Origin of the sequence: Clostridium hydrogeniformans DSM 21757, assembly GCF_000686705.1 — a bacterium.
Lineage (GTDB): Bacteria > Bacillota > Clostridia > Clostridiales > Clostridiaceae > Clostridium_Z > Clostridium_Z hydrogeniformans.
In genome coordinates this window covers 475,067-487,927 of sequence record NZ_JMLJ01000003.1, presented here as the reverse complement: position 1 = coordinate 487,927, position 12,861 = coordinate 475,067, and the positions used below count along the sequence as shown (strand labels likewise).

The 12,861-nt window shown below is 28.8% G+C and carries 9 protein-coding genes; 8 read left to right on the top strand and 1 reads right to left on the bottom strand.

The annotated features are described in order from the left end of the window. Positions 1-4: 4 nt before the first annotated feature. Positions 5-1,876, bottom strand: a complete 1,872-nt coding sequence (locus tag BR69_RS0102025) for an LTA synthase family protein (protein WP_051623447.1) — start codon at positions 1,874-1,876, stop codon at positions 5-7. A gap of 840 nt (positions 1,877-2,716) precedes the next feature. On the opposite strand from BR69_RS0102025, the gene BR69_RS0102020 reads away from it, so the two are divergent. The 8 genes from BR69_RS0102020 to BR69_RS0101980 all read left to right on the top strand — a co-directional run bounded on the left by BR69_RS0102020 (position 2,717) and on the right by BR69_RS0101980 (position 12,847). Then, positions 2,717-3,631, top strand: a complete 915-nt coding sequence (locus BR69_RS0102020; RefSeq protein WP_034849087.1) for a glycoside hydrolase family 73 protein — start codon at positions 2,717-2,719, stop codon at positions 3,629-3,631. Positions 3,632-4,125: 494 nt separating this feature from the next. Further along, on the top strand, positions 4,126-4,347 hold the full coding sequence (locus BR69_RS0102015) for a DUF3006 domain-containing protein (protein WP_027631683.1): 222 nt from the start codon (positions 4,126-4,128) through the stop codon (positions 4,345-4,347). Further along, entirely contained in the window at positions 4,340-4,900 is a 561-nt protein-coding gene (lepB, locus tag BR69_RS0102010; RefSeq protein WP_034849084.1) for a signal peptidase I, read from the top strand. The genes BR69_RS0102015 and lepB overlap by 8 nt, the downstream gene beginning before the upstream one ends. Positions 4,901-4,914: 14 nt before the next feature. Further along, positions 4,915-6,297: a dipeptidase PepV gene (pepV, locus tag BR69_RS0102005; protein ID WP_034849082.1), complete on the top strand. Its 1,383-nt coding sequence runs from the start codon at positions 4,915-4,917 to the stop codon at positions 6,295-6,297. A gap of 143 nt (positions 6,298-6,440) precedes the next feature. Then, complete coding sequence (gene ftsH / locus BR69_RS19695) at positions 6,441-8,309, top strand: ATP-dependent zinc metalloprotease FtsH (protein ID WP_034849193.1); 1,869 nt, start codon at positions 6,441-6,443, stop codon at positions 8,307-8,309. A gap of 329 nt (positions 8,310-8,638) precedes the next feature. Then, positions 8,639-10,777: a HelD family protein gene (locus BR69_RS0101995; protein WP_027631680.1), complete on the top strand. Its 2,139-nt coding sequence runs from the start codon at positions 8,639-8,641 to the stop codon at positions 10,775-10,777. A 262-nt stretch (positions 10,778-11,039) separates the two neighbouring features. Next, positions 11,040-11,639 (top strand): GNAT family N-acetyltransferase, encoded by a 600-nt coding sequence (locus tag BR69_RS0101990; RefSeq protein WP_207640746.1) that lies wholly within the window; start codon positions 11,040-11,042, stop codon positions 11,637-11,639. A gap of 341 nt (positions 11,640-11,980) precedes the next feature. Then, positions 11,981-12,847, top strand: coding sequence for a polysaccharide deacetylase family protein (locus BR69_RS0101980; protein WP_051623446.1), 867 nt, complete (start codon positions 11,981-11,983; stop codon positions 12,845-12,847). Positions 12,848-12,861 lie beyond the last annotated feature (14 nt).

The window sequence follows — 12,861 nt, the reverse complement described above, 5'->3', positions numbered from 1 at the left end:
ACATCTACTCCTTTTTAAAATAATTAGCACGAATAAGTTTATCACTTAAATCTATAGCCTTAAGCATTTCATTTTGTTCTTCAGGACTCATGTTGTTACTTTTTATTCTTCTTGTATCAAGAACTGTAAAATCTTTTTTAGTGTTTAGGAGATTTCTACCTATAGAAGTATGGGCATAATCTTCCTTCTCAGCTCCAAATAAGTAAGCAAGAGTTGGAAGAGTATCAACTTGTCCACCTAATGTTTCAATGGTCTTACCATTAAGATCCTTAGAGTATATTATAAGAGGGACTCTTAAATCATTTCCTTGGAACCAAGGCTCTCCATTTTTTATATTTTTAACTTCATCACCAAAGAATTTATTAACACCTTCATGATCACCATAGATTACTACTACAGTATTATCAAGTATTCCTTTTTTATCTAGTTCATCTAAAAATAATCCTATATGCTTATCAGTATAATTGGCAGCTTGCATAAATTTACCTACCATATGATTATTTAGTTCATTAGGAAGATTAAGCTCTTTATCTTTTTCAGGAAGACTAAAAGGAGTATGGCTTGTCAATGTTATAGAAAAATTAAAAAATGGCTGAGGTTGTTTTTCTATAACTCCTGAAAGCTGCTTTAAAAAGCTTTCGTCACTTAGTCCAAGTCCTATCATATCATCTTGATTAAACTTACTAGAGTCCATACACTCATCAAAGCCTATGGATTTTAAAGATTGAAGCCAATTCCAGTAAGAACCCTTATCAGGATGAGCAGCTAAGGTTTTATATCCCATTCTCTTCATTATATTAGGAAGAGAATTTTCATAAGTATTAGTAGGATATCTAAAGAAGGTAGCTCCACTTCTTACAGGAAGAACTGAGGTATTAGTGATAAGCTCTCCATCAGAGGTTGTACCATTATGAGTTTGCTCATGAAAGTTATTAAAGTAGAAACTATTTTTAATAATTTTATTTAAGGTAGGGGTAATCTCTTGCCCATTAATACTTTGTCCAATTACAAAGTTTTCAAGGGATTCAACTTGAAGCACTAAAAGATTTTTACCCTTAAACATACCTTTATACTCATTATCAGGTAAGTCCTCATTTTTATTTTTAATCCAATTTTCAGCTTCCTTTTTCTCATCATTTGTTAATATATAAGGCTTACTCTCCTTATAAAAATCATAAAGATCATATATATGATATCCTATAGGAGTTAAATTAGTCATGGTTTGATTTTGAGCCCAAGCTTTTCTAAATAAAAATTGATTTTCGTAGGCTCTTTGATATATATCAATTTTATAATGAGCATAGGTTAAATATATAATGGGTACTAGAAATAATAATAAAAATCCTTTTAAATCTCTTTTAAAATTCTTGTAAGCTTCTAAATTTTTTATACTAAGAAATATTATAAGGAATATATCAATTACAAATAGTATGTCCACAGGTCTTGCCATGGCAAAAACACTTTCTCCTAGATTATCTAGATTAGAAGTGTAACTTAACATATGATAGTTTAAAAAAGAGTGGTTACTTCTGTAGTACCATATATCTCCTATATATATTATGGTCACTAGTATATTTAAAACAGTATAGCTCCAAAGGTGAGCCTTTTTACTAAATAAATAGCTAAAGGATAAGAATATGCTTATAAAAGCAAAATAAGCAATAAATGGAGGGGCAGAAAATAGTACTGCTTTAAAGTTTACACTTACAGCCTTATCATCAGATATAAGTAGTAAAAATATTATTGTTTTTATAAGTAAGGCTATAAAGGTATATTTTAAAATTTTGTCTGCCTTTATACGTTGTAAGGAATCTTTTATTTTATGCCAAAAAGAAGAGGTTACCTTACTAGTATTTGTGTTTAAGTTTGTTTGCATTAAATTATAACCTCCTAAAGATTAAATTCTTATAAAGTTCTAACTTCCTTAAATGAAATTAAAGTATTAACATAATATATGTTATCAATTTAAGCTTATATATACAATAAAGTCATATATAAGTTAATGTTTTTTTAAGAATTCTTAAGAAATCTTAAAAAATATCTATGTATATTACAAATTTAAACTTTTACTAGCGAATTTAAGAATTATAAGAGGAAATTTATATTAAGGATAGATAAAAGAATTATAAATTTTTCTGGAGTTTCACCATATGGGTAGAATATATATTTTAATTAAGATAATATTTTAGGTAGGATATAAGTATTAAAAAATCATATTATAAAAGTTTTTTTGAATAAAATATTTTTTATTTAAAAAAATTTAAATCAATATCTTTATTAAGCTTAAGATTACTAATGTAGGTTTTACAAATTTACTGGTTTGAATAAGTGCAAGTTCTATATGACTTAATATTGAGTAACTTAAAAAGTACTATAATAATAAGTTAAATGATTTTAAGGATAAATGCAACATAAAACAAAAGACAACTTTGGGACAAGGAACCAGATTATTACCTTTTAAAATATATTTATATGCTATTTTAAATAAAGTTGTGATTATTTACTAAAGCTTTAATATTAATAAACTTTACTAAATTTACTATTAAAAATTAAATTGCATAGAGAGGAGAACCTGTTATAATATATCCATAAAGCAAATAGAAATTAATTGATATTTTAATATACTAGTTTAATTAGCATAAAGTTTTCAATTATATAAGTCAGTGTTAATGTTATATTCATAAGGAAATAAAATTTATATTACTTGGAGGGGTATATGAGACCATACGTAACTAAGAAGAAAAATAATTTTTTTAAAATAGCATTTTTGCTAATAAGTGCGGCTATAGCTATTGGTATTATAAGCTTAGCTATAAACATCTTTAAGCCTAAAAAGGAAGAACTTAGGGTTAAAAACCTTAATAAAGGAATATTTGTTAGGATTACAGATTATGTAAGTAAGCCGCATAAACAAATCAGTTGGACAGAGGTAGCAGCTGTTACGGCAGCCCCTAAGAATGGAGATTTAGAAGGGATATCTGAGGCTGATGTAGAAAAAGTTGCTGGGAAGTTTTTAAAAACAAAGGGAGGCAGTGAGGCTTTAAATTCCTTTGATGATGTATTGAGTGATTTAAATTATGATGATAAGACTAAGGCTTTGGCTAAGAAGTTCTTAGGACAAATAGAAAAGACTTCTGCTGTAAATGGAGATGAACATATCAATTTTATACAGGACATAAAGGAAGATGCCATAAATACATATAAAAAGTATGATATTCTACCATCTATTACAATAGCTCAGGTTATACTTGAAACAGGATGGGGAAAATCTAATTTAACTTCAAAGGCTAATAATTATTTTGGTATAAAGGCAGATAAAGCATGGAAGGGCAAGAAAGTAACAATGGAAACAAAAGAATTTCATGATAAGGAAATAAAGGATGAGTTTAGGTACTATGAGACAAGATTAGATTCCTTTATAGATCATGGTGCTTTTTTAAGAAATAATGAAAGATATACGAAGGCAGGGCTTTTTAATACTGGTCACTACATAGATCAGGCTAAAGCTTTAGAAAAGGCAGGTTATAGTACTGTTCAAGATCAGGCAGGAAATAAGACATATGCAAAATTATTATCTGATATTATTATAGATAATAATCTTATGCTAATAGATTCAGAAGCTCAAAGATAGGACAAGTATATAAAAAGGTTTTATAAAAAAAGATGTTTTGTAAAGATAAAATATAGTTTTAATAAAAATATTTTAAGTTATTGTTAATGAGGAATCTTAAATAAATTATTTATTCAATTATAATGGAAAGTATAATATGATTTAGTATATTATACTTTAGCAATACTGAATTGAGTAAGTAAGGGTTTAAGAGGCCTCATTATTTTTATATAAAACAATAAAGTACATATAATTAAAAAAAATATGAACTATGTTCATACAAAATTTGTTTGTTATAATTTTATTATTAATATAGAATATATAAAAAATTTAAATTTAGTTATTATTATATGTTTTATATGTATATACTTTTAAAGAAGGTTAAATTGAAGAGAATTTATAAATTTACTACTTGTGGTTAAGAAAAAAGTATTATGATATACTATAAATTGGATGTATAACATGGAAGGAGGTATTTAACTTTACTTTAATGTATAAAGTTAAAGCAATTATTTATGGAAAAATTAATAATAGATAGAGTAGAAAGAAATATAGTAGTTTGCGAAAAGGACGATGGAGATATGGTTAACATAGATATTTCCATTATAGAAGGAAATGTTAAAGAGGGAAAAGTACTTACAAAAACTCTTAATGGATTTAAGGTAGATGAAGAGTCTACTAAAAGTAGAGAAGAATATATTAATGGATTAATGGAAGGTATGTGGGAAGATGAGTAATCTAAGTAGTAGTTCTGATAAAAATGCTATAGTTTCTTTAATTAAGGATTGGATAATACCTATAGTTGCTGCTGTAATAATTTCACTTTTAATAAATAAATTTTTGTTATTTAAGGTTTATATACCATCAGAATCAATGTATCCTGAATTAACTGAGGGAGATCATTTATTTGTAACTAAAATATATAATTATAGCAAAATCAAAAGGGGAGACATATTAGTATTTGACTTTGAAGAGGGCAAAAAGAACAATGTAAAGGAAGAATTACTAATAAAAAGAGTTATAGGGCTTCCAGGAGAGAACGTAGAAGTAAAGAATGATGGGAAAGTTTTTATAAATGGAGAGGAATTAAATGAACCTTATGTGAAGAACCCTAGTAATCAAACAGGAAGTTTCACAATTCCAAAGGGAAAATATTTATTTTTAGGAGACAATAGGGCAAATTCTAATGATGCAAGATCTTGGCAGAATCCATATATTGATGAAAAAGATATAAGGGGTAAAGCGAGAGTTAGAGTTTATCCTTTTAATAGATTAGGAATTTTAAAATAGGGGAGGTAAGCTTTATGATAAGCAAAAAAATTGATGAGTTAAAAGAACAGTTAATAGAATCTACCCAGGAAATAATAAAGATAAGAAGCCTTGAAGGAGAGGGAAAAGAAGGCATGCCTTTTGGTGAAGAGGTAAACAATGCTCTTTTATGTGCCCTTAAAATATCAGAGGACTTAGGTTTTAAAACAAAAAACATAGATGGTTATGCAGGATATGCAGAGTATGGTGATGGAGAAGAGTACGTAGCTGCTGTTGGTCACTTAGACGTAGTTCCAGAAGGAGAGGGATGGACATATAATCCTTATGGAGCTGAAATACATGATGGAAAAATCTATGGTAGAGGAACCACTGATGATAAGGGACCTATAATGGCAGCACTTTATGGTCTTAAGGCTATAAAGGAGTTAAATCTTCCTTTATCAAAGAGAATAAGAATAATATTTGGAACTAATGAGGAAACAGGCAGTAATGATCTTCCTTATTATTTAAAAAAGGAAAAGCCACCTGTTTTAGGATTTACTCCTGATGCTGAATATCCAATAATATACGCAGAAAAGGGAATTCTTCACTTTACCTTAAGTAAAACTTTTGCCCTAAAGGATGGAGAAATTATAATAAAGAGCATAAAGGCTGGAGAGAGACCTAATATAGTTCCTAGTTTATGTGAGGCTTTAGTTACTGGTAAGAGTATTGAATATTTTAAAGTGAAATTAGAAGAGTTTAATAAAGAAGGCCATTATAATATAGACTTAGAGTCTAGTGATAATGGAGTTAAAATAAAATCTTATGGAGTTTCAGCTCATGGATCTACTCCTCAGCTAGGTAAAAATGCAATAATGCATATGATAATGTTCTTAAATACTTTAGATATTAAGGGAGATTTAAAAGAGCTTTTAAACTTCTTGTCAGAAACTATAGGCACAGAGGTAAATGGGGAAAGTTTTGGAGTTGGTTATGAAGATGAACCATCAGGAAAATTAACTTTAAATGTTGGTATAATAGATTTATGTGAGGATAAGGCAGACTTTAGAATAGATATAAGATATCCAGTTACTATTAATAATGAAGAATTAATAAAAAAATTAGAAGCTACTGCAGGAAGTGTTAAGGCAGAAATTAAGGATCTAGACTTAGATGAGCCTTTATATTTCTCAAAGGATCATGAACTTATAAAGAAGCTTCAAATTGCCTATAAAGAAATAACAGGAAATGAAGGGGAGCCTATAGCTATAGGAGGAGGAACTTATGCTAAAAGTATGCCAAACACAGTAGCATTTGGCCCTATATTCCCAGGAAAGCCAGATGTTATTCATAAACCAGATGAGCATATAGAGGTAGAAGATTTAATTGCTAATGCTAAGGTATATGGAAGAGCATTATACGAAATGGCAAAATAATTTAATATAGAACTATAAGGGAAATAAGTCCCTTGTAGTTCTATACATCAAAAGAAAAAATCAATAAAGCTATTATTTAATTCACATAATAGTTTATATAGTTTTACTTGAAAGGAGCTAATGCCAGAAGGCAGACAGACATTATGTTTAAAGATAATAAATTTAAATACAGAATATTTTATTTAATTGGGGTAATTGCCGTAGTACTAACAGTAAATTATGGAGTTACTAATTATTCAACTAAAAGAATAACCTACAATGAATTTCTAACTTTACTTGATCAAAAAAAGGTTAAATCAGTAGATATACAAAGAGATAAACTTTCTATAAAACCAATAGATGATAGCGTTTATGGAGGAAAGAATCTTTATACAGGAAATGTAAAAGATCCTAATTTAGTAGAAATTCTTAGAAAAGCTAATGTAGATTTTAATGCAGAAATACCTAATAATGATCCATTTATGGGATTATTGTTATATTGGGTAGGACCTATTCTTATATTTATGGTCTTAGGACGACTTATATTTGGTAAGTTAGATAAGAAGATGGGCGGAGGAGTAATGTCCTTTGGCAAAAATGTAGGTAAAATATATGCAGAAAATGAAACAGGAAAAACCTTTAAAGATGTAGCAGGACAAGAGGAAGCTAAAGAATCTCTAGTAGAGATTGTAGATTTTCTTCATAATCCTCAAAAATACAGCGAGATAGGGGCAAGACTTCCTAAGGGAGCACTTCTTGTTGGACCTCCAGGAACAGGAAAAACCCTCCTTGCAAAGGCTGTGGCAGGAGAAGCTAAGGTTCCATTTTTCTCTATGTCAGGTTCAGACTTTGTGGAAATGTTTGTTGGTATGGGAGCAGCTAGAATTCGTGATTTGTTTAGACAGGCAGAAGAAAAGGCTCCTTGTATAATATTTATAGATGAAATTGATGCTATTGGTAAAAGTAGAGATGGAGCATTACAGGGAAATGATGAAAGAGAGCAAACCTTAAATCAGCTTTTATCTGAGATGGATGGGTTTGATTCCTCGAAGGGAGTTGTAATACTTGCAGCTACTAATAGACCAGAAATTCTTGATAAGGCTTTACTTAGACCAGGTCGTTTTGATAGACGTGTAATAGTTGATAGACCAGATTTAATTGGAAGAGAAGCTATACTTAAGGTTCATGCTAAGGGAGTTAAGCTTTCAGAGGATGTAGATTTAAACTCCATAGCTAAATCAACCCCAGGTGCAGTAGGAGCAGATCTTGCTAATATGGTAAATGAGGGAGCATTAAGAGCTGTAAAGAATAAGAGGAAATTTGTAATACAAGAAGACTTAGAGGAAGCAGTTGAAGTTGTAATTGCAGGTAAAGAGAAGAAGGATAGAATTATGTCTTCTAAAGAAAAGAGAATAGTAGCCTTCCATGAGGTAGGTCATGCACTAACAGCAGCCTTACTTAAAAATGCAGATCCAGTACATAAGATAACCATTGTACCGAGAACAATGGGAGCTTTAGGATATACTATGCAACTTCCAACAGAGGAGAAATATCTTGTATCTAAGGAAGAAATGTTAGATCAAATAGTAGTAATGCTTGGAGGAAGAGCCGCAGAGGAAGTAGAATTTAATCAGATATCTACAGGAGCATCTAATGATATAGAAAGAGCTACTCAAAGTGCTAGAAGCATGGTAACCGTATATGGTATGAGTGAGAAGTTTGATATGATGGCTTTAGAATCAGTAAGAAATAAGTATTTAGATGGAAGACCTGTTATGAACTGTAGTGAAAAAACAGGAACAGCTGTAGATATGGAAACTTTAAGCATTATAAGAACTTGCCATGAAAGAGCCATAGACATTTTAAATGAGAATAAGGATCTATTAATTGAAATATCAGAAAGGTTAATAGAGAATGAAACCTTAATGGGTGAAGAGTTTATGGATATCATAAGAAAAAGAAGACCAGATTTTGTGGAAGAGGAAGTGGCTTCAGAAAAAATAGAAAATGAAGAAAATAATATTGTAGAATAGAAAAAAGCTAGCGTTCTTTTAGAATGCTAGCTTTTTTATTATATATGTAAGACAATTATATTTATAGTTTTAAAGAAGTACTTATAGTTTTAATTTTAAATAAATCATATAAAAATAAGTTATAATTAAATAATGTACATTTACTATATGTATATTATAACAAAAAATGGTTCAAAGTGCAAATAAGGAAGTGCACTATAAGAATTATAAAATTTAATTAAAGCATAGGATTTTTATAGAATATCTATTATAATGAATGTTTGGGTTTTAGATTTATTAAATAAAAATGATATAATATAAATTACCATTATAGAAAGGTAGGTAGGTATATGGATAAAGATAAATTTTTAGATGCAAATAGTAGTGAGTATGACCTACAGTGGGAGCAATTTAAGTTAAAAGAAACTATTAATATAATAAATGAAGAAATTTTAAAAGGAATTAGTAAAAGAAAAACCTTGGTAAATGAGATTCTAAATTATAGAAAAAAGTTTATTGAGGATTATAAAGATGATGAAGATCAAGTTATTGAATACTTTGATCATGAAAGATATGTTCAGGAAGAATCCTTTAAGACCATAGATAGAAAGTTAAAAGAACTTAATACATTAAAATATTCACCATACTTTGGTAGAATAACTTTTGAAGATAAAGAGTTTAAAGATGTAGAGAAATACTATATAGGTAGATTTGGAGTAACTCCAGAAGGTTATGATGAGCCTTTAATAATAGATTGGAGAGCTCCAGTTGCATCATTATTTTATGCAGGGACCCTAGGAGAACATTATTATAGCGCTCCTGGCGGAAAAATAGAAGTAGACCTTCAAGGGAGAAGACAATATATAATAAAGAAGGGTGACCTTCAAGGATTTTTTGACTCAGATGTGGATGTAAAAGATGAAATACTTCAAATGGTTTTAAGCTCTAATTCTAGTGATAAGCTTAAAGATATTGTTATGACAATACAAAAGGAGCAGGATGAGATAATAAGAAATGAAAGACTTTCTATAACTGTGGTAAACGGGGTAGCTGGAAGTGGTAAAACTACTATAGCCCTTCATAGAATAGCGTATCTTTTATATAATTATAGAAATCAATTAGAGGATAAAACTCTTATATTAGGACCTAACTCTATATTTATGGAGTATATAGCTAGTGTTTTACCATCCCTTGGAGAAGGAAATAGCGTTAAGCAAAGGACATTTAGGGAATTTGCTATGCAATTTATAGAGGATGATAAGGAAATACTTCCTTTTACTTATGAAATAGAGCAGGTATTAAAGGGTGATGAGGAGTTTTTAAAAGAGATAAAATATAAAGGGTCAGAAAGCTTTTTAACTGATTTAGATAGATTAATAGATGATTTAAATAAGAACTATTTTAAAGTGGAGTCTCTTTTATTTAATAATAAAGTTCTAGTGGATAAAGAAGAAATCTTATCAATGTTTAATAAGGACTTTAAGAATATGCCTCTATTTAGAAGAAGTGCTAAGATAAAGAGGATACTTTTTAATAAAATAAGATATAGAAGAGATGATATATTTAGGGAAATAGAAGCTAAATACAAAAAAATAAAAGAAGAAATGCCAAAGGATAAATTAGTTATAGAAGAAAATAATATAAACTTTAGAAGAAAAATAGAAATAAGAAATCTTTTAAGGGAAGTTTTAAATGCTAAAGATTCTTTAAGATATTTAGACGGAGAAAAAGTAGAGCTTATATATAATAGATTTAATAATAATAAAATTTTATTAAATGATGATTTAGGAGCTATATTATACCTTAAGATTAATCTTCAAGGGTTAAAGGTTAAGGAAGAACTAAAGCATGTAGTTATAGATGAGGCTCAGGATTATTCTATACTTCAGTTTATGGTTATAAAGAATTTAACAGGCTGTAGTTCATTTACCATAGTTGGAGACGTAAATCAGAGACTAATAAAGAAAGATATAGAATCTCCTATGATGAACCTTAATAAAGTATTTCCTAAGGATAGTATTAAGATGTTTTCCTTAAATAAGAGTTATAGATCCACTAAGGAGATTATGGAATATGCTAATAAGTTTATAACAGGAGATAATATAGTTCCACTAGTTAGAAATGGAGATAAGGTTTATGAAGAAGAAGTGAACTCTATTGATGATTTAGTGGTGAATATAAAAAATACCTTAGAGGATATGGAAGAAGAGGGATTAGAAAGCCTAGCAGTTATATGTAGAAATAAGGATCAAATAAATAAAATAGCCCCTATTCTTAAAGAGAAAATTAATATAAAGGTTTTAGATAACGAGGATATTATATATAGGGGAGGAAATGTTTTAATACCTAGCTACTTTGCTAAAGGCCTTGAATTTGATGGAGTTATAATAGTAGATGAGGAAGAGAGTAAAGGTGAGGATTTAGTTAAATACGTAATGTGTACTAGAGCTCTTCATAGACTATACTATTATAAGATGAATTTTAAATAGAATAATATATTTGAAACAAAGACTTTATTACCGTGTAAGTTTACATAGTAATAAAGTCTTTACTTTTATACTAATATGATTTTATTGCAGAAGAAAAATATATTAATAGTTTGAAGGGTAAAATTAAAACTATTATGTAGATTCTTTAGCCATAAAATATGTATAATACAATTAGAGGGTTATATGGTAAATAATACATGGAGTGAAGTTAATACATGAATTAAGATGAGAATAAAAGTTAGAGATATTAGGGGTGAATGTATTGAATAGTATTAAAATAAGACTTGAAAAAGATAAAGATTATAGGGAAGTAGAAGAATTAACAAGGGAGGCATTTTGGAGAAAGGAAAGAGTTGAAAAGCTTGGAGTTGGATGTATAGAGCATTATATGGTTCATTGCTTACGTAAAATAGATGGAATAAAAGAACTTGATTTTGTGGCAGAAATAGATGGTAAAATTGTTGGTCATGTAATATATAGCAGAGCATATATTTTACAATGTAATAATGAAAAAAAAGAGGTGATTAATTTTGGACCATTAAGTGTGTTACCAGAATATCAAAAGCAAGGAATAGGTAGTGCACTTATGAAGTATTCTATTGAATGTGCAAAAGAACTGGGGTATGGTGCCATGTTATTTTTTGGACATCCTACCTATTATCCAAGATTTGGTTTTGTTGAAGCGAAGGAGTTTGGAATAACAACAGCCTGGGGTGCTAATTTCCCTGCATTTATGGCAATGGAATTAAAGAAAGGCTATTTAGAAGGAGTAAATGGTAGATATATTGAATCTAAAATTTATGATGAAGAATTGAATAAAGAAAAGGCAAAGAAATATGATGAAAATTTTTATTTAAAGTAATGAAATATATAAGTGATATGCTTAATTTTAAAAGAGGACAAGTTTTATATACTTGTCTTTTTTTTATGTCATTATTAGCAATAATAGTTTTAAATGTAGTGTATATGGATGTTTTAATAAGGGGTTATATGATTAATTATATAGATTTTCTCAGTAACATAGGGAATAAATAAAAAGTTAAAGGAAACAATAAAAAAGGCAATGAAGCATAATAAAATATATGGTTATTATGTTTCTTATTTTTATCTTAAAATATAAAAGAAGTATATATATTTACTTTTTATAGTTATATAATAATTAATTGGAAACATAAAAATTATATAACTGGAAAGGAAGAAATTATGAAAAAGATATTAGGTATATTATTAGGAATCATAATTATAAGCATTAATATTATAACATTATCCTCTTGTAATAAACATAAGGAGGACAACGTTAAGACTCATAATAGTTTCTCTGAAAATCATAAAGAAACCATTATTAAAGAAGAAATGAAAGAAGAAGAAAAGAAGTTTTCAAATGAGGGGATGGACGTATCTATAGTTCAAGATATAATTCATAGAAGATATAAAAATCATGGGGAGAAGATAGCTTTTTTAACCTTTGATGATGGACCTTCTACTAATATAACTCCTAAAGTATTAGATGTGCTTAAGGAAAATAATATAAAGGCCACTTTTTTCCTATGTGGAAAAAAGATTAAGGAACAAGAAGTCTCTAAAGAAATTATAAAAAGAATATTAGAAGAAGGGCACTCTATAGGAAACCATAGCTATTCTCATGACTATTATAAACTTTATCCTAAGGAGAACACCAATATTGATGCCTTCATGAACGAAGTAAATGAAACTAACAATTTAATCAAAGAGGCAGTAGGAAGTGAATTTAAAACTAGGCTTATAAGAATGCCTAACGGAGAGATGACAAGAAGACATAATAAGGACAAAAATATAGATAAACTTATGGAAAAACTTAAGGAAATAGATATGTATAGTGTTGATTGGAATGCACTAACAGGGGATGAAGAGGGGAAGAAAAATAAAAGTAAAGGTGAACTTTTACAATACCTAAAGAAAACAAGTAAGGATAAGGATAACTTAGTTATACTTATGCATGACGCTGGACACAGAAAGAATAGCTTAGAAGCTCTTCCAGAGGTTATCGCTTATTTAAAATCAGAGGGGTATGAATTTTCATCTATGAAATAAGAGAGGAAAATATT

Coding starts and splice junctions, on each gene's coding strand:
- BR69_RS0101980 (WP_051623446.1), top strand. CDS start 11,981: ATGAAAAAGATATTAGGTATATTATTAGGAATCATAATTATAAGCATT.
- BR69_RS0101995 (WP_027631680.1), top strand. CDS start 8,639: ATGGATAAAGATAAATTTTTAGATGCAAATAGTAGTGAGTATGACCTA.
- ftsH (WP_034849193.1), top strand. CDS start 6,441: ATGTTTAAAGATAATAAATTTAAATACAGAATATTTTATTTAATTGGG.
- lepB (WP_034849084.1), top strand. CDS start 4,340: ATGAGTAATCTAAGTAGTAGTTCTGATAAAAATGCTATAGTTTCTTTA.
- BR69_RS0102025 (WP_051623447.1), bottom strand. CDS start 1,876: ATGCAAACAAACTTAAACACAAATACTAGTAAGGTAACCTCTTCTTTT.
- BR69_RS0102015 (WP_027631683.1), top strand. CDS start 4,126: ATGGAAAAATTAATAATAGATAGAGTAGAAAGAAATATAGTAGTTTGC.
- BR69_RS0102020 (WP_034849087.1), top strand. CDS start 2,717: ATGAGACCATACGTAACTAAGAAGAAAAATAATTTTTTTAAAATAGCA.
- pepV (WP_034849082.1), top strand. CDS start 4,915: ATGATAAGCAAAAAAATTGATGAGTTAAAAGAACAGTTAATAGAATCT.